The sequence below is a fragment of the Stenotrophomonas sp. KH_052 genome (genome assembly GCF_057838755.1).
In genome coordinates, this window is sequence record NZ_CM174475.1 from 418,580 (window position 1) to 444,750 (window position 26,171).

A 26,171-nucleotide genomic window follows, 5' to 3' on the forward strand; every position below is an offset into this window, starting at 1 on the left:
CTGCCCAATCCGCCCGAGGCATGCCTCGGGCCCATGCGGCTGACACCCCGCACTCCGGCACCACCCCGCCTTCGACAATTCCCCGCGCGGTCCATTGTAGAGCCGAGCCCATGCTCGGCTGCTCTTTGTTCAATCGTCGAACTATTCGATTTCGATGGAGATTCATCCACGCATGGCGTGGATCTACTGCTAACCGTCATCAGGAATTTGTCGGGGGTGGGGCGGTGTGGGTGGGCAGGACCGTTGGCGCCATGGATGGCGCCATCGAGCCCCCATGGACGGGTTTACGGCGTGTCCTGCCTACCCATGCCGCCCCGCTCAACTCGGATAAAGTCAGAGTCGCTTTGGCTTTGGCTGTTGCTTGAAGCCTCGGCAGGTGCAGGGTGCAACCATGCCGATACCCTTACACTGGCCGCCATCCCACCGTTGCCCACCCGATGAACCTTCCCCTGCACTTCGGCCTGCTCGGTACCCTCGAAGCGGGCGCCATCGCCCTGCTGGTCGGGCTGCTGGTGTACTTCCTGTGGTCGCAGCTGTGCCGGCTCCTGCACTGGACGGTCGGCCACGCGATCGGCTGGTCCTGCGTCATCGCCGTGATCATCTCCGCCGGCATCGATGCCTGGAAGCTGTTCTACATGGGCATCGTGCGTCTGGAGTCGCCGCTGTATGCGCGTCTTTTCCTCGCCACCATCCACGATCCGAACGAACTCGGCAGCCGCGTGGTGCTGGAAATCGCCGGCGCGCTCGCTGGTGTTGCCCTCGGCTGGGTGGTGTTCAGTTCGCGGTCATCGGCTCAGAACGTCGACTGACGCAGGTTTTTCGTTCGCTGCCGGTTAAATCAGGCAGCGCTGAATGCGCAGCTTATGAGCCACTCACTTCGTGCTAACCACCGCGCTAAAGCATGCGCGTAGGCCAGTGGTTAATCGTGCGTGTTGACGCCGGTCGCGAGGCAAAATCGATTCAGAAACGCGGTGGCAGGGTAGGTGCCGTGCGGAGACAACACGCCGCGCAACACCACCCAATTGGTAGGAGACACCCCTGATGACTATTCGCAACCGCAAGCCCCTGATCGCCCTGATCGTCGCCGCCGGCAGCGTGCTGGCCATTCCGGCGATGGCCCAGTCGGCCAAGCAGCAGGCCGCGCAGGCACAGAACGAGGCTGCACAGGCGCAGCAGTCGGCGGCACAGGCAGGGCAGGCGGCTGACCAGGCGACCAATGCGGCCGCAGCGGCTTCGGCACAGGCCAATGGCGGTGGCCAGACCTGGGCCAGCATCGATACCGATGGCAACGGCACCATCAGCAAGACCGAGGCGCAGGTGAACGCCGGCCTCGCCCAGGTGTTCGACCAGGCCGATACCAACAAGGACGGCGAGCTGAGCGCCGATGAGTACAAGGCCTACGTGGCCGCCCAGCAGGCCGGTGCAGGTGCCGGCGCGGCGCAGGGCCGCTGATCCACGCCTGATTCGGGAAGACCGGTGCATGGGGACCCGGGCGGCTGCGGCCGCCCGGGTTTTTCTCGTCAACGCCGCCCCTGTATCCTTGGCCGATGAATACCCCCACGCCTGCGCCGTCGCGCGCCATCGGCCTGGTCGGTTTTGACGGTGACGATACGCTGTGGAAGAGCGAGGACTACTACCGCAAGGCCGAGCAGGATTATCTTGACCTGCTGTCGCGCTATGTCGACGTGCATGACACCCAGACCGCGCGTCACCTGCTGGAAGTGCAGCAGCGCCATCTGGGTACCTTCGGCTACGGCGTGAAGAGCATGACGCTGTCGATGATCGAAGCGGCCATCGACATCACCGGCCAGCGCATCGAGGCCAAGGACATCCAGCGCATCCTGGAGATCGGCCACGACACCCTGCGCCACCCGGTCGAGCTGATCGACGGCGTGCGTGAAGCAGTGGCTGCGATCGCCGAAGATTATCCGGTGGTGCTGATCACCAAGGGCGACCTGTTCCACCAGGAAGCCAAGATCAAGGTCGCCAATCTCGCCGAGCTGTTCCCGCGCATCGAGATCGTCTCGGAGAAGGACCCGGAAACCTACGCCCGCGTGCTGGCCGAATTCGACCTGCCGATGCAGCGCTTCGTGATGGTCGGCAACTCGCTGCGTTCGGACATCGAACCAGTGGTGACCCTGGGCGGCTGGGGCGTGCATACCCCGTACGCAGTGACCTGGGCCCACGAGACCCAGCACGGCGTGGCCGACGACGAACCGCGCATGGTCACCGCCGACACCGCCCACGATTGGCCGGCCGCACTGGCGGCGATCGAGGCCAAGGCCTCGGCGGCGGCCTGACAGGGCGCGGCGGCTGCGGCAGAATCGGGGCATGAACGTCCGACTGCGCGCACTGTTGTTGTCCCTGCTGCTGGCGCCGGCCACCGTGCTGGCCCAGCAGACCGCCGAGCGTTCGGCCGTCTACGAGGTGGAAACCGGTGACCGCTGGGTCGATGCCCAGCTGCAGGACATCAATCACTACGCCGAACGCTACCCGGACGCCTTCCTCGATGAAGTGTCGCGCTATGCCGGCGTGCCGCGCGGCTACATCAGCGCGCTGTTCACCACCCATGGCTGGCAGGCCGGGGACATCTACTTCGCCTGCTTCTGGGCCAAGGCCAGCGGCCAGACCTGCCGCGACAGCGTGCGCGCCTTCAGCCAGGACCCGGAGGGCGGCTGGGAGACGGTGGTGAAGCGCATGCCGACCAAGCCGGACAACCTGCATTACCGCGCCGTGCGCCATGCCATCGTGGCCAGCTACCAGCACTGGGACCGGCCGATCACCCTGGATGCCACCCTGAGGCACCAGCTCAAGCGGTAGTGCCGGCCGCTGGCCGGCAACTGCACCCTTCCAGGCATCCCGAGGTTGCCGGCCAGCGGCCGGCACTACCGATTTCCTTCATGTTGCTCTGCATATCGCCGCGGCCCCGCGCTCCGGCGACAATACGGGTTCTCGCTGTTCCCCGTTCCCGTAATCGAGTGACTGATGAGCGCCTCTTTCGTTTCGCCTGATGTGATCCGCCGCCTGTTCGCGCAGGCCATGTCCCGCATGTACCGCACCGAAGTGCCGCTGTACGGCACGCTGGTGGAACTGGTGGAGCGGATCAACGCTCAGGTGCTGGAGCGGGACCCGGCGCTGGCCGCGCAGCTGCAGCGCAACGACGAGCGTGCGCGCCTGGACGAAGAGCGTCACGGCGCGATCCGCGTTGGCACCGTGCAGGAACTGGCCACGCTGCGCCGCCTGTTCGCGGTGATGGGCATGTACCCGGTCGGCTACTACGACCTGTCCGTGGCCGGCGTGCCGGTGCACTCCACCGCGTTCCGCCCGCTCACCGGCGCGGCGCTGGCGCAGAACCCGTTCCGCGTGTTCACCTCGCTGCTGCGCCTGGAGCTGATCGAAGACGAAGCGCTGCGCGCCGAATCGGCGAAGATCCTTGCGCGCCGCCGCATCTTCACCGAGGACGCACTGGCGCTGATCGACCAGGCCGAGCGTGATGGTGGCCTGTCGCAGGTCGATGCCGAGCGCTTTGTCGATGAAGCTCTGGAAACCTTCCGCTGGCACGGCGATGCCACGGTCGATCTGCCGACCTACCACGCGCTGCACAACGCGCACCGCCTGGTGGCAGACGTGGTCAGTTTCCGCGGCCCGCACATCAACCACCTGACCCCGCGCACGCTGGATATCGACGCTGCGCAGGCGGCAATGATCGAGCACGGCATGGCGGCCAAGGCGGTGATCGAAGGCCCGCCGCGCCGTGCCTGTCCGATCCTGCTGCGCCAGACCAGCTTCAAGGCACTGGAAGAAGCCGTGCATTTCCCGGACAACGAAGGTGGCGATGCCGGCACCCATACCGCGCGCTTCGGCGAGATCGAACAACGTGGCCTTGCGCTGACCCCGAAGGGCCGCGCGCTGTACGACCAGCTGCTGTCGCAGGCACGCGATGCCGGTGGCGAAGGCAGCACCGGCGGCGACTACGGCCAGCGTCTGCAGGCGGTGTTCGCCAGCTTCCCGGATGACCACGACACGCTCCGCCAGGAAGGCCTGGGCTACTACCGCTACCAGCTGACCGACGCCGGCCGCGCCGCGCCGGAGCGCGTGGCTGATCTGCCGGCTGAAGTGCTGGTGGCCGCGGGCCTGGCCACCGCCGACCCGATCGTCTACGAGGATTTCCTGCCGGTCAGTGCCGCGGGCATCTTCCAATCGAACCTGGGCGGTGAAGAACAGCGCGCCTATGCCGCACATGCCAACCGCGAAGCCTTCGAGCAGGCGCTGGGCGTGGCGGTGAATGACGAGTTCGAGATCTACGAGCGGCTGCAGGCCGAATCGCTGGCGGCGCTGCGCACCGCGTGAAGGTAGAGCCGGCCGCTGGCCGGCTGTTCTGGGGAGCCGGCCAGCGGCCGGCTCTACCCGATTTCCGTACCTGGGGTCAGAGCCCTTTCCAATGGAAAGGGATCCGACCCCGACGGCGATCAGCCCTTCATCGTGCCGGTATCCAGCCAACGCTGGTGCCACGACAACGCTTCCGGCAGCAGGTGCGGGGTGTGCTTGCCGTAGCTCTCGCGGCTGGCACGATCGAAGTAGTCCTGCAGCTGCGGGCGGAAATCCGGGTGCGCGCAGTTGTCGATCAGCACCTGCGCGCGCTTGCGCGGGGTCAGGCCACGCAGGTCGGCCAGGCCCTGTTCGGTGACGATCACCGACACATCGTGCTCGGTGTGGTCGACATGGCTGGCCATCGGCACGATCGCCGAGATGGTGCCGTTCTTCGCGGTGGACGGGCTCAGGAACGCCGACAGGAAACCGTTGCGCGCAAAGTCACCGGAACCGCCGATGCCGTTCATGATCCGCGTGCCCATCACGTGCGTCGAATTGACGTTGCCGTAGATGTCCACCTCGATCATGCCGTTCATGCCGATGCAGCCGAGGCGGCGCACCAGTTCCGGATGGTTGGAGATTTCCTGCGTGCGCATGATGATGCGCTCGCGGTAGAAATCGATGTTCTCCTTGAACGTCTCGTTGGCCTGCGGGCTCAGCGCGAAGCCGGTGCACGAGGCGTAGCTCAGCACGCCGTCGCGCAGCAGGTCGAGCATGCCGTCCTGGATCACTTCGGTGAACGCGGCCAGGTCGCGGAAACCGCTCTTGGCCAGGCCGGCCAGCACGGCGTTGGGGATGTTGCCCACGCCCGATTGCAGCGGCAGCAGGTTCGGCGGCAGGCGGCCCTTCTTCACTTCGTGCTGCAGGAACTCGATCAGGTGCGATGCGATCTGCTCGCTGGTCGCATCAATCGGGCTGAACGGGCTGTTGCGGTCCGGGCCGTTGGTGCGCACCACGGCCACGATCTTGTCCGGGTCGCAGCGCAGCGCGGTGTCGCCGATGCGGTCGTTGGCGTTCACCAGCGGAATCGGCTTGCGGTGCGGCGGCAGCGCGGTGCCGTAGTAGATGTCATGCATGCCGTCGACGCCGGCCGGCTGCCATTCGTTGACCTCGACGATCACCTTCTTGGCCAGGTCCAGCCAGGTCTTGTTGTTGCCGACCGAGGTGGAGGGCACCAGCGAACCATCCTCGCGGATGGCCGAGACCTCGATCACGGCGGTATCGATCTCGCCATAGAAACCGAACCACACGTGCTGGGCCACGTGGCTGAGGTGGATGTCGATGTAATCCAGCTTGCCCTCGTTGATGCGGTTGCGCGCATCCGGGTCGCTCTGGAACGGCATGCGCATGGCGATGCCATCGGCCTTGGCCAGCGCGCCATCGAGTTCCGGCGCGGTGGAGGCGCCAGTCATCAGGCTGATCTGGAAGGGCTGGCCCTGGGCATGCACCGCTTCGATGCGGCGGGCCAGTTCGACGGGAACGGCCTTGGGATACCCGGAGCCGGTAAAGCCGCTCATGGCCACGGTTTCACCGGGCTGGATCAGCGCGGCTGCGGCCTCCGCGGAGACCACGCGGTCACGAAGACGCGCGTTGGCGATGCGATCAACAGACATGACGACACGTGTTGCTGGGGGGAATTCCGATTATCGGCCATCCTCATCCGTACGGGGGGTTCTACCTTCGTGGAATGGCTTTTCCCGCAGGGGTCACCCAAACCCGCCGGTTTTGTTTTGCAGTGCAGCGTGCAAAGTGCTTCCGCAGCCCGCACGATGGACCCGCATCCCGACGTGGGGGAGGGAGCAGAGCCCGCTGGCAGTTCGCTGCAAGCGGGCTTTTTTATTGCCTGTCGTCCAGTATGAATACGCGGTTCCCATCGGGGGTCGGATCCTTTTGCCACAGGCAAAAGGCTCTGACCCCACCAGCGGCATCAACCGGCGGCATCTCGGGGTCAGAGCCCTTCGCCGTTGGCAAAGGGATCCGACCCCGCGAGAATCAGCCCATGACCCTCGCCCCCGCTGAACTGTCCGCTTCCCTGCAGCCCGTCGTCGACCGCGCTCTGGCGCGTCTGGCCCAGGTCCTGCCCGAGCCCATCCCGGCCAACCTGCTGCCGCTGCTAACCCGGCTGGCGGTGGCCAGCGACTTCGCACTGGACACCCTGGTGCGGCAACCGGCCTTGCTGGCGCAGCTGGCCGCCCCAGGCTGCCCGCCGATCCCGGCGCCGGTGCTCGATCCGCTGCAGCCCAGCGACTGGCCGGCGCAGATCCGGCGCTGGCGCACCGCGATGTCCACACGGCTGATCTGGCGTGACCTGGCCGGCCTGGACGACGTGCCGCAGACCCTCGCCGGTGCCACCGCCCTTGCCGAGGATTGCCTGCGGCTGGCGCTGGACGCCCTGCAGCAGGAATTCGCCCAGCGTCACGGCGTCATCGCCGATGAACACGGCATCCCGCAGCAGCTGGTGGTGTTCGGCCTTGGCAAGCTGGGCGGTGGCGAGCTCAACTTCAGTTCCGATGTGGACCTGGTCTACGCCTACCCGCAGGGAGGTGAATCCGATGGACCGCGTCCGTTGGCGGCGGAAGAATATTTCGCCCGTCTCGGCCAGCGCCTGGCCAAGCTGCTGGATGAAACCACCGTCGATGGCTTCAGCCACCGCGTCGACCTGCGCCTGCGTCCGTTCGGCAGCGCCGGCCGCGTTGCACTCTCGTTCGCGGCGATGGACCAGTATTTCCAGCGCGAGGGCCGTGATTGGGAGCGCTATGCGTGGCTGAAGGCGCGCGCGGTGGCCGGCGATATCGAGGCCGGTGAGGCGTGGCTGCAGACCCTGCGCCCGTTCGTGTACCGCCGCTACCTGGATTTCACCGCGCTCGATGGCCTGCGCGAAATGAAGGCGGCCATCACCGCCGAAGTCGCACGCCGCGAACTGCACGACGACATCAAGCGCGGCGCCGGTGGCATCCGCGAGATCGAATTCCTGTGCCAGGCGCTGCAGCTGATCCGCGGTGGTCGCGAACCGGCATTGCGCGAGCGTCGGCTGCTGGTGGCGCTGGACGCACTGGTGGCCGCCGGGCAGATCGCGCCCGAGGATGGCAGCGCGCTGCGCGAGGCCTACCTGTTCCTGCGGCGCCTGGAAAACCGCCTGCAGATGCTGCGTGACGCGCAGACCCACGTGCTGCCCAGCGACGCGCTTGACCGCGAACGCATCGCTGTTGGGCTCGGGTATCCGGACTGGGAGGTGCTGCGCGCGGCGCTGGCCGTGCAGCAGCAACGGGTCGGTACCGAATTCGCCGCGCTGCTGGCACCGCGCAAGGGCCAGGCCGCGCCCGACGCACTGGCCAACTATTGGCGCAGCCTGCCCGAAGGCAGCAACGCACCGCTGCTGGCCGAAGCCGGTTTCCTCGATGCCAACGGCGCCGACCAGTCGCTGCGCGATTTCGCCCAAGGCACCGGCGTGAAGTCGTTGTCCGATGCCGCGCGTGCGCGGCTGGATCGCGTACTGCCCGCGTTGCTGCATGCGGCCACGCGCTCGCCACAGCCCGATGCCGCGCTCAAGCGCGTGCTTGGCCTGCTGCAGGCGGTGCTGCGCCGGACGAGCTATCTCGCCTTGCTGGACGAACAGCCCAGCGCACTGGCGCGGCTGGTGGACGTGCTGGCGCGCAGCGCGCTGCTGGCCGAACGGTTGGCGGCGTATCCGCTGCTGCTGGACGAACTGCTGGACGTGCGCGTGTCCGGGCCGATGCCGGATGCCGCCGGCATGCTGGCCGAGTGCCAGCAGGTGCTGGCGGTGGAAGATCCCGAATCCGCACTGCGCTGGCTCAATGAAACGCGGCTGGCACTCAGCTTCCGCATGGCGATGGCCACGCTGGATGGCCGCCAGGGCGCGGTCGACAGCACGCGTCAACTGGCCGAGCTGGCGCAGGCCGTGGTGGTCACCGTGTTGGCGATGGCCGAAGCGGACATGCATGCCGCACACGGCGAGATTCCCGGCGGACGTTTCGCGATCATCGGTTATGGCAGCCTCGGTGGTCTGGAGCTGGGCTTCGGTTCCGATCTGGACCTGGTGTTCCTGCACGACAACCCGGCCGGCGTAGACGCCAGTGATGGCGCGCGTCCGCTGGAACCGGGGCGCTGGTATGCGCGCCTGGCGCAGAAGGTGATGGCGCTGCTCGGTGCGGTGACCGCCGCCGGGCGCCTGTACGACATCGACGTGCGCCTGCGCCCGGATGGTGGCAAGGGTTCGCTGGTGTCTTCGTTGGCCAGTTACACCGAATACCAGCGCGAACGCGCGTGGACCTGGGAACACCAGGCGCTGGTGCGCGCGCGTGGCGTGGCCGGCGATGCCAGCCTGCTGGCCGACTTCGAGCAGGTGCGTGCGCAGACGCTTGGGCGTGAGCGCGACACCGGTGTGCTGTATGCGGACGTGCTGAAGATGCGCGGCCGCATGCGCACCGAACTGGACCGCAGCGATGCCGCGCGGCTGGACCTGAAGCAGGGCGCGGGTGGCGTGGTGGACCTGGAGTTCCTGCTGCAGACCGGCGTGTTGGCGCGTAGCGCGCAGCATGCAGCGCTGCTGCAGCCGCGCGACACGCCGTCGTTGATCGATGCGCTGGCCGTTGCCGGTTTCCTGCCGGAAGACACCGCGCAGGCGCTGCACGGAGCACATGCCACGCTGCTGGATGTGGGCCTGGCCTGCACCCTGGACCGGCGCCCGCGGCTGGCACCGACCACGCCCGCGATTGAAGAGGCGTGTGCGGCGATTACGGCAGCGTGCATCGCCGCGGAGCTGCCGTTCGCCTGAGTGGGTGCAAATGCTGCAACAACTTTGGGTGGCTGCCGACCGTTGGTCGGCACAATCTGTCGGCAGCGATGGGTTCTGCAGGGCGTGCCGACCAACGGTCGGCACCCACCGGATCAATGGTCCTGCGGATGGCCCACCGGATCAATGATCTGAGCGTTGGCCCGCTGTTGGTAGGTGCCGACCGTTGGTCGGCACAATCTGTCAGCAGCGATGAACGCTGAAGGAACGTGCCGACCAACAGTCGGCACCCACCGGGTTCAAGGTGTGTGCCAACCAAGGTTGGCACCTACCAGAGCAACGGCGGTCAGCTGGTGGTGCGCAGCGGCGCCATCTTCCACAACAGCGCGCGGAACGGGGCCAGCAGGCAGACGCCAATCGCCAGCTTCACCGCCAGGTCGCCGGCAGCCCAGCTCACCCACGGCAGGGTCGAACCGGCAAACGCGATCGACCAGAAAATGGTGGTATCCACCGTGGCGCTGCAGGTGGTGGCCACCATCGGTGCGCGCCACCAGCTGCCACGGCGCAGGCGGTCGAACACGGTGATGTCCAGCAGCTGGGCCACGATGAAGGCCGAGCACGAGGCAATGGCGATGCGCGGGGTGGCCACCCAGATCGACAGCAGCACCGCCACCGCGAAACCGATCCACGCCACGCGGCGGGCGGGGCCTGGGCCGAAGCGGCGGTTGATCAGGTTGCTGACCAGGAACGCGACCGGGTAACTGAAAGCACCCCAGGTCAGCCAATCGTTGATCGGGTACTGCACCAGTACGTTGGACAGCAGCACCACCGCGCCCATGGCCAGCACCGCCAGCACCAGGGCGCGGGCGGTCAACGGGGCAAACACAGGGGCAGGACGCACGGACATGGCGAGCCAGGGGGACAAAGGGGATCGCCCATTATCCGCCCGGCCCGCGGCAATGCCAAAACCGGCCGTTCAGCTTTACAGCGTTTCGCTCATCACATCGCCGGCGGCATAGGCGGTCGGTACATAGGCCAGCGCCTGGCCCTGCGCGCTCTTCACGGTCCAGCCGGCACCCGCGTCGGTCGGGTCGAAGCGCACCTGCTGGCCGACGACGAAACCGGCAATCGGGTCATCGCCTGCAGCCGCCGGCCATTGCAGCGTTGCGGTCTGGTCGGCCTTGCCGGGCACCTGCAGGTGCACCTGGCGATCACCGGCTGGCGTGGTGGCGACCTGCTTCACTTCCATCGGTGGCAGCGGCACCGCCGGCGTGCGTGCGGCGACCTTGCCGTTGCGCTCGCTGGCCTTGAACGGGGCCTTGGACAGTTCGGCCAGTCCCATCGACGTGGCCAACGGAATCGACAGCACGATCAGCGACGTGACCAACACGCTGGTCTGGCCGCTGTTCAACTGCGGCGCGGCGCCGGCATGGACGGTGGGCACCACCAGCGCCGAAAGCAGCAGGGCAGTGGCGGGAACGCGCAGGCAACGGAACATGGAGACCTCCTGGTCAGGGTGGGGACGGCGGCTCAGCGCCGGGTATCGAAGATGTCGCGCGGGCCGGTGGCCTCGGGCAGATATTCCAGTGGACGGCCCTGGTTGTCCTTCAACTGCCAGCCCTGGTCGGCGCCGGTCGGTTCGAAGTTCACGGTCTGGCCCACGGTGAACTGCACGGCGGGATCGCCGATGCCGCGCGGGTACTGCATCGATGCGGTGTTCTGCGGATCGTTGGCATCGCGCAGCAGCACTTCGCGGCGGCCATCCACGGTGGTGGCGATCGCACTCACCTGCATCTGCGGCAGCTTGATCTGCTGCGGGCGGGCCAGCGGCCGGCCAGCGTCGGCGGCATCCTGGGCTTCCTTCGCCGCCGCCGCGCGGGCCGACGTCACCATCTGTGTGGACATCTCCAGGCTCGGTCCCTGCGGACCCGGGTCATGGATGATCACGATGCGGCGCTCTGCATGAGCGGCCGTGGACCAGGCCAGGCTTGCGACGATCAGCATCGGCATCAGGACGGCGGGCAGGGTACGCATGTCGTTCTCCTTGCTGGATTCAGGGCGTGGCGGCGGCAGCACCAGCTACCGGCACGTGAGGGATCACCAGTTCCTGCTGCAGCTGGCTGCGCTGGTGCAGGAAATCGAACACCGATTCCACCGTCACCACCGAATAGTTGCCGGAGATGCGTTCGCCGGCCGGATGGTCAGTGGTGGTGGCGTTGGCCACGAACAGGCGCGCACCCACGCGCTTGCCGAGGCCGATATGCAGCACGCTGGGTTGGTACTTCTGCTGGCGCAGCCACTGCTGCGCCTGTTCGCGCTTGACGATGGCCGGCGCGCCTTCGGCCTGTGCCATCGCCGCGGCCAGCACTTCCAGCACCCACTGGTTGGAGTTCTGGTAGTCGGTGGCAAACGGGTAGGCAACCACGTTGTATTTGGTTTCGTGCAGCGCCTTCGGCTGGATCGACGGCGACACCAGCATCGCTTTCAACGCGGCACGCAACGGTGCCGATGGCACGCCGATGCGCAGGTCGGTATGGCCGCCGCTTTCGCCGACGAAGTTGCCCAACCCTTCGTGGTACAGCTGCGAGCTGTCGGTCTTGCAGCGGTTGAGCAGGTGCATCGCGCGCCAGCGGCCATTGTCCTCACGCACCAGGAAGGCCAGGTGGCTGTGGCGCAGGCCGTAGCGGCTCAGGTCCTGGCCACCGCGCGCGGCCACCACCACGTCCACATCGGGCAGCGCGTCCAGGCGCTCAGCGGTGGTCCAGGCCACGTCCAGCATCGCCGCCTGCGCGGCCACGCTCGGGTAGCGCTCGCGGCATTCGGTGCTGTTGGCCCAGGCCGGTGCAGTCGCCAGCAGGCTGGCGATCAGCAGCGCGGCGCGGGGCAGGCGGGAGAAACGATCCATGTCGATACCTTCAACGGCGGGCAGGCCCGCGCGCCGATCATACGCCGGTCAGCGCAGGGGACGATCCACGCCCTTGCGCTTGAGTTCCCGGTCACAGGCGTCGCTGATCGGGGCCACCGGCAGCGGCGGGCGCTGGCCCTTCGGATCGCGCAGCGCCGGTTGTTCGCGATACGCGTCCAGCTGCTGCTGGCATTGATACGAGATCGGATCCAGCTCGGTGGGCGTGGTGGAACAGGCAGCGAGCAGGGCCAGGGGCAGCAGGAGCAAGGTACGCATGAAGACGTTCAGAGTGATGGGGGACGCTGGACTCTAACCGCGTAGCCGGATCGAAATGTTCAGAAATCGCTGGGCACCCGGGTAGTGCCGGCCGCTGGCCGGCAACGACAGGGTGTTCGGCAATGGGTACAGCGTTGCCGGCCAGCGGCCGGCACTACCGTGATGCCAGGCGCCGAGGATTGCCGGCCAGCGGCCGGCACTACCCCAATGCCAGGCGCTGTTTCACTTCCGCCGCCACCCGCGCGGTCTCGCGCAGTGGCTCGATGCGGTCGTACTGCCAGTCCAGCCAATGCGCCTGCAGCCGCCCGCGCTCGCGCAGCTGCTGCTGGAAGCGTGCCAGCCGGCCCTGCACGGTATCGGCCAGTGCCACCATCGCCGGCATGCGCGTGGCGCAGGCTTCAGACAGCAGGTTCACTGAATCGGGCGAGACCACCACGCGGTTGGCCCAGCCGAGCAGGCCGCCATAAGGATTCGTACCGTCGCCGCCGTCGCCCCAGATCACGTGCGGCAGGTCGGCGAACGTCGCGCGCAGGATCTCGGCCAATGCCGGTGGCGTGCGCCGCGAAGTCGTGGCCAGCAGGCTGCCGCCCTCAGCGCGGATCTGATCGGCCAACGCCTGGAACACGCCCACCATCGCGGTCTCGTCCCAGGGCGCCAGCGGTGTCGGCCCGCCCACCAGCAGCGCGGTGCGCGGGCCGGGCAGGGTACTGAAGCCAGCGAACGCGGCACGGCCCCAGGCCAGCCAGTCGTCGTCCACCGGGTTGAGACTGCCGAGCAGGGTCAGCACATTGCTGCCACGCAGGGCATCGTGTTCGGGCACCACCACCATGTCCCAGTGGCGGGCGCTGATGCGCGGGTCGAGGATCTGTACCACCTGGCTGCCACGCGCACGCAGCACGCGCAGGGCGCCGGCGGCCTGGCGGCCACAGCCGATCGCCAGCGCCGGAGTCTCGGCGGCCAGCGACGCGAACGCCTCGCCATAGCCGTTCACATCGCCCGGCAGGCGCCGCGGCGACAGCCAGCGCCAGGGCGCACGGGGCTGCAGGACCATCGGCTGATGGGTACCCAGACGCAGCGCCGAGGCCAGCGCGACCGCCTGGCGGACATTGCCGGCACGGCCGTCAGTGACCGTCCAGGGCGCGCTCGATCGTTTCACCATTGGCATTAATTCGTTTCAGTCCTGCTGGGTGTTGCAACAGTCGCGACACTCTACACTGCGGCTCGTCGATTAGCCCCGCGCCGCCCGCGGGCACTGACCTTCCCTTAGCCGCCCTGGAGATCCACTGATGTCCCACGCGCTCGACGCTGCTGCCCTCGACCAGCTGTTCCGCACTGCCCGCACCCAGAACGCCTTCCTCGACAAGCCGGTCCCGGCCAGCCTGCTGCAGGAACTGTACGACCTGGTGAAGTGGGGACCGACCGCGGCCAACACCACGCCGGCCCGTTTCGTCTTCGTCACCTCGAAGGAAGCCAAGGCCAAGCTGGCCCCGGCCCTGTCCGAAGGCAACCACGACAAGACCATGGCCGCCCCGGTCACCGTCATCATTGGCTTCGACCTGGACTTCCACGAGAAGCTGCCGTACCTGTTCCCGCACACCGATGCCAAGGCCTGGTTCGACGGCCCGCAGGAAGGCCGCCACGAAGCCGCCATCCGCAACGGCAGCCTGCAGGGCGCCTACCTGATCCTGGCCGCGCGCGCGCTGGGCCTGGATGCCGGCCCGATGTCGGGCTTCGATGCGGCCAAGGTGGATGAAGCCTTCTTCGCCGGCACCTCCATCAAGTCGAATTTCCTGGTCAACCTGGGTTACGGTGACTCGGCGGGCCTGTTCCCGCGTCTGCCGCGCCTGTCGTTCGACGAAGCGGCGCGCATCGCGTAAGTCGCTGTATCGATTCCGGGCCGCCGCCTTGGCGGTCCCTGCTGTACCCACCCTACGATCCGGAGAGTTCCTGAGATGAGCGCCACCCGTAAACTGCTGCTGCCGCTGGCCCTGACCCTGGCCATCGCCGCCTGCTCCAAGCCGGCCGACACCGCTGCCCCGGCGGCTGACGCCGCCGCCCCGGCCACCACCGAACAGGCTGCCACCCCGGCTGCCGATGCTGCCGCCGCCGCGCCGGCCGCCGAAGCGATCCAGATCGCCTCGGGCACCTACAAGCTGGACCCGACCCACACCGACGTGCTGGCCCAGTGGAGCCACTTCGGCTTCTCCAACCCGAGCGCGCACTTCGGCAACGTCGAAGGCACCCTGGTGTACAACGCCGAAGACGTGACCAAGTCCACCGTGGAAGTGAAGCTGCCGTTGAGCGGCCTGAACAGCTTCACCGCCAAGTTCGACGAGCACCTGAAGAGCGCCGACTTCTTCGACGCCGCCAAGTTCGCCGATGCCACCTTCAAGAGCACCAAGGTGGAAGCGGCCGGCACCAACAAGCTGACCGTCACCGGCGACCTGACCATCAAGGGCATCACCAAGCCGGTCACCCTGGACGTGACCGTCAACGGCGGCGGCGAGCACCCGATGGCCAAGGTTCCGGCCGCCGGCTTCGATGCCACCACCACCCTGAAGCGCAGCGATTTCGGCGTCGGCGCCTACGCCCCGAACGTCAGCGATGAAGTGAAGATCCGCATCACCACCGAAGCCACCGGCGAAAAGCCGGCGGCTTGATGCACCCAACTCACTCGTCGTGAGAAGGCAGAAGGCCCGCTGAAAAGCGGGCCTTCTTTTTGGGGCGTGGGGGACGCCTTGGTAGATGCCAACCTTGGTTGGCACACGAGCACTCCGCAGGCCAACCGAGGTTGGCCACTACCGGTTCATGCAGGGCGGGAGAGTGCTTTGGTAGGTGCCAACCTTGGTTGGCACACGAGCACTCCGCGGGCCAACCACGGTTGGCCACTACCGGTTCATGCAGGGCGGGAGAGTGCTTTGGTAGGTGCCAACCTTGGTTGGCGCACGAGCACTTCGCGGGCAAACCAAGGTTGGCCACTACCGGTTCATGCAGGGCCGGAGAGTGCTTTGGTAGGTGCCAACCTTGGTTGGCACACGAGCATTTCGCGGGCCAACCAAGGTTGGCCACTACCGGTTCGTGCAGGGCCGGAGAGTGCTTTGGTAGGTGCCAACCTTGGTTGGCACACGAGCATTTCGCGGGCCAACCAAGGTTGGCCACTACCGGTTCGTGCAGGGCCGGAGAGTGCTTTGGTAGGTGCCAACCTTGGTTGGCACACGAGCATTTCGCGGGCCAACCAAGGTTGGCCACTACCGGTTCATGCAGGGCCGGAGAGTGCTTTGGTAGGTGCCAACCTTGGTTGGCACACGAGCATTTCGCGGGCCAACCAAGGTTGGCCACTACCGGTTCGTGCAGGGCCGGAGAGTGCTTTGGTAGGTGCCAACCTTGGTTGGCACACGAGCACTCCGCGGGCCAACAAGGTTGGCCACTACCGGGTACGCGTGTTCAGCGCAGCGCGCCCAACCATGCCACGCACGCTTCGCTCGGGCTCTGCTTGGCCTTCACCGTCATCCCACTCACGCGCGCGAAGGTCTGCGCGGCCTGCGCCACCACCTGGCGTGCGATCAGCGCCGCCTGCTTGGTCGCGGCCTGCTGTTTGCGCAGCTGCACGATGTTGATCGACGGCCGACCCACCGGGGCATATTTCTGGTCACGTCGCAGCACGTCGGCCACCTGCGCCACTTCGAATTCGGCCTGCAGGTAGCGGTGTTGTGCCTCCACCAGTTCACGCAGCGGTACGCGCAGGGCAGCGGTGTCGGCGAAGGCGGCCAGTGCGGTATCGCAGGCGGCGTCATCGGCAAAGCGGGTACGCAGCGCATCCACGCTGGCCAGGGTCAGTTTGGCCATGTGGCCCTCGTTGCTGCAGGAAAGGAGCGCGATTGTCGCATTGCTTGGCGTGCTCCGGGCCGGGAGGCCTCCGCTTTGGTAGAGTCGACTGTTAGTCGACGGCTTTTGGCGCGATGCCGGAAACCCCCGCGCTGCGCGCGGTAGTCGACTCTACCTGGCTGGCATTTCAGGCGCAGCCGCATCCACGGAAGGAAGACCCATGCAGGACACGCAGTACTGGTTGAATGAATTCTGGACGGGCCTGAGCGTGCTCGACCTGCTGGGCGGCAGCCTGCTTGGCACGTTGCTTGGCCTGGTGCTGGGCATCTTCGCCTGGCGCTGGCTGCACCGCCGTGGTTGGTTGCAGCGGCGCAAGCGCTGGCATCACTGGCTGCTGGCCAGCTACGTGGTGCTGCTGCCGCTGGCCACCGCCTTCTTCGGCCTGCAGCTGGGCTTCACCGCCGGCGCGCACCGCGCGCTGTTCAAGCAGCTGGATCATTTCCAGCCGCACCTGCAGACCCTGGTGGAAGGCTGGAGCGAAGGCTTCACCGATTCGCTGGACGACCCGCGCATGCGCGAGGCATTGCGCAGCCAGGGCACGGTGGGCGATGTGGCCGACACCATCGCCTCGGCCTACCTCAGCGAACATCCGTTGCCTGGCCTCGACCGTCTGGGCAACGGCCCGTTGGCACGCGGCACCGGCTGGGTGATCGGCAAAGTGCGCGAAGGCCTGCTGCGCGGCATGGTGGAAGACACGCTGGTGGACAAGGCAGGCACGATCGGCCTGGAGCCGAAGGTTGTGCGCGAGGCGCTGACCATGCATGTGGATGAGCTGCTGCACACCCGTGGCGTGCTGCGGCTGGTGAAGGCGCAGATCAACGGCATGATGCCCGGCGTGTACTTCGGGCTGCTGTTGCCGTTGCTGATCATCGCGCTGCTGGTGGCGCTGGAGATCTGGGCCGCGCAGCGGTTCGGGTGGACGCGGCGGGTGGCGTCCAGCGCGGTAGTGCCAGCCGCTGGCCGGCAGCTGCAGGTTCCTGCCGAAGGTTCATGAGGTTGCCGGCCAGCGGCCGGCACTACCCAGCCAGGCAAGAAGGTGCATGAGCGGCGGCGGAGCCCCTGTAGAGTCGAACCTTGCTCGACTCATCGCGCGCAGCGCGATGCGTGCGGGTTTCGGGCTGCTGCCGCTGCTGATCATCGCGCTGCAGGTGGCATCCAGCGCGGTAGTGCCGGCCGCTGGCCGGCAATTGCAGGTTCCTGCCGAAGGTTCATGAGGTTGCCGGCCAGCGGCCGGCACTACCTGTTGCAGGGCGTGCGGACCAACGGTCCGCACCCACCAAGCAGGGTCCGCACCCACCGGCTGCCCGGTCAATCGCCGTCGGTTTCGTCCGGGTGGGCCTTCCAGTAGCCGGTGGAACGGATCCAGTCGCGCGGCACGCCCAGGTGGCCTTCGATGAACTTGCGCATCATCCGGGCGCGGCGCGATTCGGTGGCGATCCAGTAGAAGACATCGCCGTCCGGCGCTTCGAAGTCGGTCAGCATGTCTTCCAGCAGCGTGCTGCTGGCCGCCGGGAAGCCGTTGCGCTCCAGCCAGTGGATACGCACGTTCTCGTACTGCGGCAGGTCCTGGCGTTCGGCTTCATCGCTCACTTCGATGAAGGCCTGCACCTCGGCATCCTCCGGCAGCACGTCCAGCCAGCGGGCGATGGCCGGCAGCGCGGTTTCATCGCCAATCAGCACATAGGCGTCGTAGCTGTCGGCCACCACGAACGAGCCGCGCGGGCCGCCGATCACCAGCGTGTCGCCGGCCTTGGCCTGCTCGGCCCACGGCCCGGCAATGCCCTGGTCGTGCAGCACGAAGTCGATGGCCAGCTCGCCGGTCTCGTGGTCCCACCAGCGCGGGGTGTAGTCGCGGGCCGGTGAGGGCTCCTTGCCGGCCGGATAGCTGCGGCCTTCGGCGGTGACCACCGGCAGCACCATCTCGCCGCTGGCATTGGGGAAGAACAGCTTGATGTGGTCGTCAGCGCCGGGCGAATCGAAACCGGCCAGCTCGGCGCCACCCAGCACGATGCGGCGCATGTGCGGGGTGACCTCTTCGGTGCGCAGCACGGTCAGTTCACGGAAGCGCACATCCAGGCGCAGGCGCGTGTTGTTGTGTTCGGTCATGGGGTTACCTGTAAAGGTGTCGCGCGGGGGCGCGCGGCGTAGGGGCGACCTGGCTGGAGTCAGTCTGGCTGGGTCGTTGAAAAGGATTGGCTCTCGCTACCGGCATTGCCGTTGAGCAGCGCGGACGCCCGCGTCAGCAGCGCCGCCACTTCTTCCGCCTCGCCCTCGGCCCAGCGGCCGTGGTGGTGCACCAGCGCCCGCTTGAACTCGCGCAGGGCGCCGGCCAGCGGCGGCGGCAGCGAGGCCTTGGTGATCTCGCGGGCGCGGTCGAAGGCGCGTCGCTGCGCCAGCCGCACCTGGGTGCGCTGCACCTTCAGCTCGAACTCGCCGGCGGTGGTGATGCGGAAGATCCGCTTGCCATCCACTTCCTCGGCCTCGATCCAGCCGGCCTGCTCGAAGCTGGCCAGCAGCGGGTACATGGTGCCGGCGCTGGGCGTGTAGGCCTGCATGAACTGGTTGCTGATCAGCTGCATCAGCTCGTAGCCATGGCGCGGCTGCTCGCCGATCAGGGCCAGCACCAGCAGGCGCAGGTCGCCGCGGCTGAGTACCCTCGGCTGGCCGTTGCGGCGTGGCACCGCCGGATCGGTGGAGCGGGTTCTGGGAGAAGCGGTACGGCTCATTTCGATATATCGGTAAACGAGTGTGCAAACGATATATCGATATATCGAAGCCGACAATCACCGATCCGGCCACAAGCAGGTCAGTTTTGGGCCACGGCCGGCCCCGCGCACAGCAAAAAGGGCGCCCCTTGCGAGGCGCCCCGGGCAACACTGTGGAAGGGAGTGAGGCAGGGCCAGACGGCGGACCGAAGCGGGCGAGGCCAACACTCAAGGCCTACCCTGAGGGCAGGGCGGGGGGCGATCCAGAGGCAGGTGCGACACGTTGTCGCCCGTTCAGCGCCAGCACGCGGAGCCGATACAGGTGGGCATGGCGCTGCCCTACAACCGTCATCGGCAGCGGTAACACTGCGTCCTGCACATGGGCGCAGCGGCCCGCAAGCGACAGCCCGCGCAGCCAACAAGGCCCGCCGCAGGGCCTTCAGCGGGCCCGGCAAGCCCCTTGCGGACACTGGCCGGTTGCATCCATACGCCTGCGTAGCCAAGTGACGAAAGCCCTTGGTGCGCTACACTTTGCGGTCTAGAAATCTATACAACAGTCGCGCGCGTGCGTGCGGTTATGGGAGCGCTAATGAACTGGTTGAACGAGGTGCTGAACAACGACCCGAATCCTGTGGAAACCCAGGAGTGGATCGAGTCGTTGAAGGCCGTTATTGATGTCGAGGGCTCCGAGCGCGCGCATCAGCTGCTGGAAGGCATGGTGGAACTGACCCGTCGTTCGGGCGCCTACCTGCCGTTCTCTCCCACCACCGAGTACGTCAACACCATCGAGCCGCAGCTCGAGGCCAAGAGCCCGGGCAATGCCGAGCTGGAATGGCGCATCCGTTCGATCATCCGCTGGAACGCGATGGCCACCGTGGTGCGCGCCAACCGCAAGCCGGGTGACCTGGGCGGCCACATCGCCTCGTTCGCCTCCGGCGCCACCCTGTACGACGTGGGCTTCAACCACTTCTGGCGCGCCCCGAGCGAAAGCCACCCGGGCGACCTGCTGTTCATCCAGGGCCACAGCGCCCCGGGCATCTACGCGCGTTCCTTCCTGGAAGGCCGCATCAGCGAAGAGCAGCTGGACAAGTTCCGCATGGAAGTGGACGGCGGTGGCCTGTCCTCGTACCCGCACCCGTGGCTGATGCCGGAATACTGGCAGACCCCGACCGTGTCGATGGGCCTGGGCCCGCTGGCCGCCATCTACCAGGCGCAGTTCATGCGCTACCTGGAAAACCGTGGCCTGATCGAGAAGTCCGACCGCAAGGTGTGGTGCTTCATCGGCGACGGCGAGAGCGACGAGCCGGAAACCCTGGGTGCCATCGCCCTGGCCGGCCGTGAAGGCCTGGACAACCTGATCTTCGTGGTGAACTGCAACCTGCAGCGCCTGGACGGCCCGGTGCGCGGCAACGGCAAGATCATCCAGGAACTGGAAGGCGTGTTCCGTGGCGGCGGCTGGAACGTGATCAAGCTGCTGTGGGGCGGTTACTGGGATGCCCTGCTGGCCAAGGACAGCGACGGCGTCCTGAAGAAGCTGATGATGGAAACCGTCGACGGCGAATACCAGAACTGCAAGGCCTTCGGCGGCGCATATACCCGCGAGCATTTCTTCGGCAAGTACCCGGAAACCGCTGCGATGGTTGCCGGCCTGAGCGACGACGACATCTGGCGCCTGAACCGTGGTGGCCACGACCCGCACAAGGTGTACGCCGCCTACCACCAGGCCGTGAACACCAAGGGCATGCCGACCGTCATCCTGGCCAAGACCGTGAAGGGTTACGGCATGGGCAGCGCCGGTGAAGCGCTGAACCCGACCCACCAGACCAAGAAGCTGGACGACGAAGCGGTGCGCCACTTCCGCGACCGCTTCAACATTCCGGTGACCGACGCGCAGCTGGCCGACGGCCAGGTGCCGTTCTACCACCCGGGCCCGGATTCGCCGGAAGTGCAGTACCTGCAGGAACGCCGTGCCGCGCTGGGCGGTTACCTGCCGCAGCGCCGCCGCAAGGCCGACAAGACCTTCGTGGCGCCGAAGCTGGAAAGCTACGAGCGCTTGCTGAAGAGCAGCGGCGAGCGCAGCTACTCCACCACCATGGCGTTCGTGCAGAGCCTGAACATCACCCTGCGTGACAAGGAACTGGGCCCGCACATCGTGCCGATCGTGGCCGACGAAGCCCGTACCTTCGGTATGGAAGGCCTGTTCCGCCAGATCGGCATCTACGCGCCGTTCGGCCAGAAGTACAAGCCGGTGGACGCGGACCAGCTGATGTTCTACCGCGAAGACCAGAGCGGCCAGGTGCTGCAGCAGGGCATCAGCGAGCCGGGCGCGATCAGCTCGTGGATGGCCGCCGGTACCAGCTACTCGGTCAGCAACGTGCCGATGCTGCCGTTCTACATCTACTACTCGATGTTCGGCTTCCAGCGCGTGGGCGACTTGGCCTGGCAGGCAGCGGACATGCGTACCCGTGGCTTCCTGCTGGGTGGCACCGCCGGCCGCACCACGCTGAACGGTGAAGGCCTGCAGCACGAAGATGGCTTCAGCCATCTGGTGGCCGGTGGCATCCCGAACGTGCGCAGCTATGACCCGACCTTCGGCTTCGAAGTGACCGTGGTTCTGCAGCACGGCACCAAGCGCATGATGGAAGACCAGGTGGACGAGTATTACTACGTCACCCTGATGAACGAGAACTACACCCATCCGGAAATGCCGGAAGGCGCGGCCGAAGGCATCGTCAAGGGCATGTACCTGCTGACCGACGCCGGCAAGCCGAAGAAGGGCGAGCTGCGCGTGCAGCTGCTGGGTTCGGGCACCATCCTGCGCGAAGCCATTGCCGCCGCCGAGCTGCTGGACAAGGACTTCGGCGTGACCGCCGACATCTGGAGCTGCCCGAGCTTCAACGAACTGCGTCGCGATGGTTTCGACGTGGAACGTGCCAACCGCCTGCATCCGGAAGGTGAGCAGCGCAAGGCCTACGTGACCGAGCTGCTGGAAGGCCGCCAGGGCCCGGCGATTGCCGCCACCGACTATGTACGTGCGTATGCGGACCAGATCCGTGCGTTCGTGCCGATGTCGTACACCGTGCTGGGTACGGATGGGTTTGGTCGTTCGGATACGCGTGCGAACCTGCGTCGGTTCTTCGAGGTGGATCGCTACTACATCGCGCATGCCGCGATTGCGGCGCTGGCGAAGGAAGGGAAGATGACCGCGAAGGATGTGGCCCGGGCGATCAAGCAGTACAAGATTGATCCGGAGAAGGCTAATCCTGTTGGGGTTTGATTTCGTCAATTAATTGACGTGAGAAAGGGCGGCCATTGGCCGCCTTTTTTTTTGCATGCCTCGGTTGATAGTATTGAGCGGACTTTAGATGATCAGGGCAAATGGAGCGCTATGCGTCTTACGAGAATTAAGGAAACCTTGGCCGAAGGGCCCGCCGCTGCTTTGGTGTTTTTTCTTCAAGCTCTGGATGAGCAGCTATATGATAGAACTGATCATAGCTACAGGGCCCCGGCACTTAATACATATACGCGGACGTTGGAGTTGCAAGTTCTTGCAAGTAGCAACTTCAAAGCCGGAATTGGTAAGGAGGCGTTGCGACCTTTCGTTGAAGAGCTGAAATGGAGTGTCTCAAGAGATGTCGCATTATCTGCTGAGCAACGAGCGCTTTGCCAGGTGCACGTTGATTCAGCCTTGGACTCCATATCCGAACCGGACAGAATTGCTCGAAGTTTGGCGGGCCTCAGGATATCCCTCGGCAATTATTTCGATCTCGTAAAGAAGAAGATTGAGGACCAGATAGTGAATAGCCCTGAGAAAAGGGGCGATCTCTATCATCTGGCGTCATCCTTCATTGTTCAAGCTGAGGCAATAGGATATCCACGCAGACACACCTACCATACGCTTCAGCGAGTGGGCCACGGTATAACGGATGAGCGGCTTAGAGACCCTCGCTCAATTATAGGATTTTTCTTTTCCCAATTTGAGGGGCGAGCTGAACACGACTGCACGCTAATTGTCTCAAGTGAAGCATCCCGTATGAAGGACCTCATGGGGAGATTCGGAATTCTTCCAATCGAGGGTGATTTGAATCTGGATGGACTTAGTGCTAGGCAGGCAAACTTCGCTGAAATTAGGGCTGCTCAGCAGATGTTTGTAAGGATCGAAGGAATAAAGGCGCCCAGCGTTGTAAGAGCAGCTCAAGTTGCGGGAATACGTTACTCGTCATTCTCAGCAATTGTTCGATCTGTCGATCACGAGTTTGATTCAGGGAATGAGCCGCTAATTCTGGTGGAGCGCAAGTCGGATAATAAGAGGTTTATAGTGAGGGAAGATGGCGATCCGATGCGCCGATGGTCCCCTTCCGCGGGAAAGAATGAAGAATACATGATTCTCCTGGCGGATGCTGTTCACGGAAAGCATTTGACTGAGGAATCGAAGAGGAGGTTGTTAAAGGCTGTTACATATCACAGCTCTGCACTTGACACATCCTCGGTGCCCCACAAGCTGACCACTCTATGGGCTGGGCTTGAAGGCCTGCTCTCTACGCCAAGAAAGGGCATGTCGCGTATTGACTTCTTTGCGGAATGCATACTTCCAGCGTTGAGTCTCAACTATCCTGAGTATCTCCTTAATTCCTTAATGACTAGGCTGTACGTCCTTCCTGGAGTAAAGGAGGAAATCGAAGGTCAGGTTGGAGGAGCGTACTCTGAGTTGGAGAAGTTTGCGAGATTTACTCTGTGCAAGGAGTTTGATAAGAGGCGAGCTAAGGTTACTCATATGATGGGGCATAACGAGCTTTTAATAAGATTTAGGTGCTTTGAGATTTGGGGTAAGCTTAGTTCGGCATCGGCCATGTGCGAGACGATTTCAGCGCACAGGCGTAAGGTTAAGTGGCACATTGAAAGGGTGTATTCAATGCGCAATTCAATCATGCATGATGCATCGGCGCTTCCATATGTTGAGGTGCTGGTTGAAAACATTCATGGTTACATAGATATTCTGATTGAGTCTATTGCAAAAATAGCGGTTGCTGCCGAAGAGTCTGTTTCTATTGAGAGCGCTATTCTCTACATGGCTTCGTTGGAAAAGTATAGGATGGGGTACTTGAAGGGATTGAGTGGGGCGCGCGTTTCTTCTTCAAATATCGATGAGATGATTTTTGGAAAGGTGGTTGGATTGAATCTTGATTTTTGACTGTCTGATGATAGAGGCGCTCCTTGGTCAATGCGGTCCTGAGGAGATTAGGTGGGGGCGGATTCTAAGTTTGCACAGTCACTAGGTTCTCCTGCGGGCGCTGCCTCTGCCAAATGCTCCAATCCGGAAGGAGGGCGCACGTCGTTCTTCAATATGGATAGCTGGTTTCGAGATCTTTAACTGAATCAGACCAGGTATAGTATGTTTTTCTATAGCTGATTAGGCTTGCCGTCAACGATTGTGGGAGGGCAAAGTTGGCGGTCGTGAGTAATCCTCTTCGACTGCCATCATTAGGCCGGATGATATTTATTTTTCGACCTGCTACTCCCGCACCTGCAATCGCTCAATGGCCTGCGCGGTCAACGCCACACACGCCATCTTCAACCCCTCCATCACCCGATCCCCCACGTACTCCTCGGGCGCACCATTCTGCCGAGTCCGCTCCGCAGCCAGCATCAGCTCCGCCACCACGCGCAGCGCCGCCAGTGCGCAATCCGCGTCCGCGAGTTGAAGACAGCGTCCAGGCAGTTGATGCCGTTCCGGCCAAGGCTGGCCGTCTGCAGCCACACCGCTGCCAATGCGGCGCAGCGTGGCGATAAATGCGTTGGGATCGGCGGACGGTTCGCGCTCGGGTTCGGCGTTGTCCGGATCGTACTGCGCGTGCAGGGAACGGAAGTCCGATGTGTTCATGGCAATGCTCCGTACAGAACAGATAGCAGCGCCACCAACAAAGGTGGCGGACGGTGCGGGCTCGAAAACCGGTATGTACCAGACCGGCGGATCCGAAGATCCCCACGCACCGCCCGCCATGGAACGCGAACGGATTGCCAGCCGGCGCCACGCGAGGTGACGCCGGCCGGCAAGCGCATACATCTGGTACAGAGACGGGTTTTCGAGTCCCGCGCCACCCTTTTCCGGTGGCACACCAAGAGATACCCGTGCAGCAACCAAATGCCAAGAAACCATAGGACTGATGATTGCCAGTCCTGACGCTTTCGGCATTGTCGCACACGGTGTTAAGCCAGCAAGCGATTGCACCGCAAGGGTCTTGAAGTGCTTGGCGCTATTGGCCCCAAGCGCAGGAGCGCCCGCAGCGAGGGCGATGGCCTAGGGCCAATCGCGACAGATTGGAGCAGCGGCTCAGCCGGGCGGTGCCTCGGCCGTGGGCGCGAAGGTCAGACGGACCCGTACCCGCGCATGCAGCGCGACGCCCTCAACCACGACCGGATCAAAGCGCCATTGGTCCACTGCGGCAAGCGCCGCACGATCAAGCTCCCGCGATCCGCTGGACCGCGCCACCATCACGTTGGAAACGTGGCCCAGCTCATCCAGTTGAGCAATCAACAGCACCGCCATGGGAGCCTGCAGGAAGGTATCGGGCGGTGTGGCAAGGGCCGTTGAATACACAGCGGCAGGCGCCTGCTGCAGCTTGAAGGTGGGGTTGTCACCGCGCTCCACGAACACTTCAGTGGAAACCTGCGGGTCTGCCGCCATGGCCATGGCAGGTGCAGCGCCCAGCAGCATCAGAACGAGGTTCAGTGCCAGGGCGGTGTTCAAACGGGGCATGCGTGGTTTCCATTCCGGTGCGCTGCCAGCATAGCGGCCATCCCCTGGCATCGCTTGCCTTGAATGCCGGCTTGCAGGACTGCTGCGCGGATCACACAGGCGCGCCCGGCCGTGGCCATAGCACATCGTCGCGCTCCAGGTCGTAGTCGCTGCCGAAGGCCAGTGCAGCCTCGCGTGGCGGGAGGTCCGCGTAGCAGCCCAGCAGGTACTCATCCATGCCGGCGTCGCTATGGTCGATGGCGAACAGGTGGAGGAGCTCCTTGTCGAAGGCTTCCAGCCACGCGGTGTCGAACGTGGTCACGGTCGTCCTCCAGAGGGGGAGCTGAGTTTGGCCGCGGTAGATCTCACAGGATGGAATAGGAGCTCGACAATCATTTGATTTCATTCTGGTCCGATTGCCGGCCCGTGCAAGTCAAGGTAGAAAAGGGCTGCGGCATGTTCGGGGGAACATTCACGGATGGCCTTCACATGATCGGGAATAGGTGGGGAACTTCGCTCCGCCGTCGGAGCGACAATGAG

General features: G+C 65.0%; 25 protein-coding genes. 12 read left to right on the forward strand and 13 right to left on the reverse strand.

Annotated features, from left to right (window positions below):
* Window positions 1-437: 437 nt before the first annotated feature.
* The 5 genes from AC3ITW_RS01820 (at window position 438) to hglS (ending at window position 4,350) form a co-directional block, all read left to right on the forward strand.
* Window positions 438-809, forward strand: coding sequence for a hypothetical protein (locus tag AC3ITW_RS01820; RefSeq protein WP_032968343.1), 372 nt, complete (start codon window positions 438-440; stop codon window positions 807-809).
* A 232-nt stretch (window positions 810-1,041) separates the two neighbouring features.
* Complete coding sequence (locus tag AC3ITW_RS01825) at window positions 1,042-1,452, forward strand: EF-hand domain-containing protein (RefSeq protein ID WP_004139214.1); 411 nt, start codon at window positions 1,042-1,044, stop codon at window positions 1,450-1,452.
* Window positions 1,453-1,547: 95 nt separating this feature from the next.
* On the forward strand, window positions 1,548-2,300 hold the full coding sequence (locus tag AC3ITW_RS01830; RefSeq protein ID WP_004139358.1) for an HAD family hydrolase: 753 nt from the start codon (window positions 1,548-1,550) through the stop codon (window positions 2,298-2,300).
* Window positions 2,301-2,331: 31 nt separating this feature from the next.
* Entirely contained in the window at window positions 2,332-2,820 is a 489-nt protein-coding gene (locus tag AC3ITW_RS01835) for a hypothetical protein (protein WP_489390001.1), read from the forward strand.
* Window positions 2,821-2,985: 165 nt separating this feature from the next.
* Complete coding sequence (gene hglS / locus AC3ITW_RS01840) at window positions 2,986-4,350, forward strand: 2-oxoadipate dioxygenase/decarboxylase HglS (RefSeq protein ID WP_489390002.1); 1,365 nt, start codon at window positions 2,986-2,988, stop codon at window positions 4,348-4,350.
* Window positions 4,351-4,469: 119 nt separating this feature from the next.
* Here hglS and scpC read toward each other — a convergent pair whose 3' ends face one another.
* Window positions 4,470-5,984, reverse strand: coding sequence for a succinyl-CoA:acetate CoA-transferase ScpC (scpC, locus tag AC3ITW_RS01845; RefSeq protein WP_099551328.1), 1,515 nt, complete (start codon window positions 5,982-5,984; stop codon window positions 4,470-4,472).
* Between the two features lie 386 nt (window positions 5,985-6,370).
* Here scpC and glnE point away from each other — a divergent pair, with 386 nt between their 5' ends.
* Window positions 6,371-9,166, forward strand: coding sequence for a bifunctional [glutamate--ammonia ligase]-adenylyl-L-tyrosine phosphorylase/[glutamate--ammonia-ligase] adenylyltransferase (gene glnE / locus AC3ITW_RS01850; RefSeq protein WP_489390003.1), 2,796 nt, complete (start codon window positions 6,371-6,373; stop codon window positions 9,164-9,166).
* Between the two features lie 304 nt (window positions 9,167-9,470).
* Here glnE and AC3ITW_RS01855 read toward each other — a convergent pair whose 3' ends face one another.
* From AC3ITW_RS01855 to AC3ITW_RS01880, 6 genes are all read right to left on the reverse strand, one after another.
* Window positions 9,471-10,031, reverse strand: a complete 561-nt coding sequence (locus AC3ITW_RS01855; protein ID WP_004139497.1) for a queuosine precursor transporter — start codon at window positions 10,029-10,031, stop codon at window positions 9,471-9,473.
* A 75-nt stretch (window positions 10,032-10,106) separates the two neighbouring features.
* Complete coding sequence (locus AC3ITW_RS01860) at window positions 10,107-10,622, reverse strand: hypothetical protein (RefSeq protein WP_004139500.1); 516 nt, start codon at window positions 10,620-10,622, stop codon at window positions 10,107-10,109.
* A gap of 32 nt (window positions 10,623-10,654) precedes the next feature.
* Entirely contained in the window at window positions 10,655-11,158 is a 504-nt protein-coding gene (locus AC3ITW_RS01865; protein ID WP_489390004.1) for a hypothetical protein, read from the reverse strand.
* Window positions 11,159-11,177: 19 nt separating this feature from the next.
* Window positions 11,178-12,029, reverse strand: coding sequence for a DUF2145 domain-containing protein (locus tag AC3ITW_RS01870; protein WP_121504740.1), 852 nt, complete (start codon window positions 12,027-12,029; stop codon window positions 11,178-11,180).
* A 48-nt stretch (window positions 12,030-12,077) separates the two neighbouring features.
* Window positions 12,078-12,305, reverse strand: coding sequence for a hypothetical protein (locus AC3ITW_RS01875; protein WP_012509868.1), 228 nt, complete (start codon window positions 12,303-12,305; stop codon window positions 12,078-12,080).
* A gap of 199 nt (window positions 12,306-12,504) precedes the next feature.
* Entirely contained in the window at window positions 12,505-13,464 is a 960-nt protein-coding gene (locus AC3ITW_RS01880; protein WP_489390005.1) for a mitochondrial fission ELM1 family protein, read from the reverse strand.
* Between the two features lie 127 nt (window positions 13,465-13,591).
* Between AC3ITW_RS01880 and AC3ITW_RS01885 the strand changes: the two genes are divergently transcribed.
* A complete protein-coding gene (locus AC3ITW_RS01885) occupies window positions 13,592-14,182 on the forward strand; it encodes a malonic semialdehyde reductase (protein WP_004139510.1) in 591 nt (196 codons plus the stop codon).
* 75 nt (window positions 14,183-14,257) lie between these two features.
* Window positions 14,258-14,965 (forward strand): YceI family protein, encoded by a 708-nt coding sequence (locus AC3ITW_RS01890; protein WP_012509871.1) that lies wholly within the window; start codon window positions 14,258-14,260, stop codon window positions 14,963-14,965.
* A gap of 784 nt (window positions 14,966-15,749) precedes the next feature.
* Here the strand turns inward: AC3ITW_RS01890 and AC3ITW_RS01895 are convergent.
* On the reverse strand, window positions 15,750-16,151 hold the full coding sequence (locus AC3ITW_RS01895; RefSeq protein WP_065724827.1) for a hypothetical protein: 402 nt from the start codon (window positions 16,149-16,151) through the stop codon (window positions 15,750-15,752).
* Between the two features lie 199 nt (window positions 16,152-16,350).
* Here AC3ITW_RS01895 and AC3ITW_RS01900 point away from each other — a divergent pair, with 199 nt between their 5' ends.
* The gene (locus AC3ITW_RS01900; RefSeq protein WP_489390006.1) at window positions 16,351-17,184 is read left to right on the forward strand and encodes a hypothetical protein; all 834 of its coding nucleotides are present in this window, start codon (window positions 16,351-16,353) and stop codon (window positions 17,182-17,184) included.
* A 46-nt stretch (window positions 17,185-17,230) separates the two neighbouring features.
* On the forward strand, window positions 17,231-17,404 hold the full coding sequence (locus AC3ITW_RS01905) for a hypothetical protein (RefSeq protein ID WP_004139579.1): 174 nt from the start codon (window positions 17,231-17,233) through the stop codon (window positions 17,402-17,404).
* Window positions 17,405-17,498: 94 nt separating this feature from the next.
* Here AC3ITW_RS01905 and AC3ITW_RS01910 read toward each other — a convergent pair whose 3' ends face one another.
* Both AC3ITW_RS01910 and AC3ITW_RS01915 read right to left on the reverse strand, forming a co-directional pair.
* Window positions 17,499-18,296 carry a siderophore-interacting protein gene (locus tag AC3ITW_RS01910; RefSeq protein WP_004139602.1) on the reverse strand — a complete coding sequence of 266 codons (798 nt, stop codon included), beginning with the start codon at window positions 18,294-18,296 and terminating at the stop codon, window positions 17,499-17,501.
* Window positions 18,297-18,355: 59 nt separating this feature from the next.
* On the reverse strand, window positions 18,356-18,916 hold the full coding sequence (locus AC3ITW_RS01915; protein ID WP_004139603.1) for a PadR family transcriptional regulator: 561 nt from the start codon (window positions 18,914-18,916) through the stop codon (window positions 18,356-18,358).
* Between the two features lie 568 nt (window positions 18,917-19,484).
* Between AC3ITW_RS01915 and aceE the strand changes: the two genes are divergently transcribed.
* A complete protein-coding gene (aceE, locus tag AC3ITW_RS01920; RefSeq protein WP_489390007.1) occupies window positions 19,485-22,172 on the forward strand; it encodes a pyruvate dehydrogenase (acetyl-transferring), homodimeric type in 2,688 nt (895 codons plus the stop codon).
* Window positions 22,173-22,283: 111 nt separating this feature from the next.
* A complete protein-coding gene (locus AC3ITW_RS01925) occupies window positions 22,284-24,086 on the forward strand; it encodes a hypothetical protein (protein WP_489390008.1) in 1,803 nt (600 codons plus the stop codon).
* 321 nt (window positions 24,087-24,407) lie between these two features.
* On the opposite strand, the gene AC3ITW_RS01930 is transcribed toward AC3ITW_RS01925, so the two are convergent.
* From AC3ITW_RS01930 to AC3ITW_RS01940, 3 genes are all read right to left on the reverse strand, one after another.
* The gene (locus AC3ITW_RS01930) at window positions 24,408-24,776 is read right to left on the reverse strand and encodes a hypothetical protein (protein WP_489390009.1); all 369 of its coding nucleotides are present in this window, start codon (window positions 24,774-24,776) and stop codon (window positions 24,408-24,410) included.
* Window positions 24,777-25,226: 450 nt separating this feature from the next.
* Entirely contained in the window at window positions 25,227-25,652 is a 426-nt protein-coding gene (locus AC3ITW_RS01935) for an energy transducer TonB (protein ID WP_489390010.1), read from the reverse strand.
* Between the two features lie 91 nt (window positions 25,653-25,743).
* Window positions 25,744-25,953 (reverse strand): hypothetical protein, encoded by a 210-nt coding sequence (locus AC3ITW_RS01940; protein WP_489390011.1) that lies wholly within the window; start codon window positions 25,951-25,953, stop codon window positions 25,744-25,746.
* Window positions 25,954-26,171 lie beyond the last annotated feature (218 nt).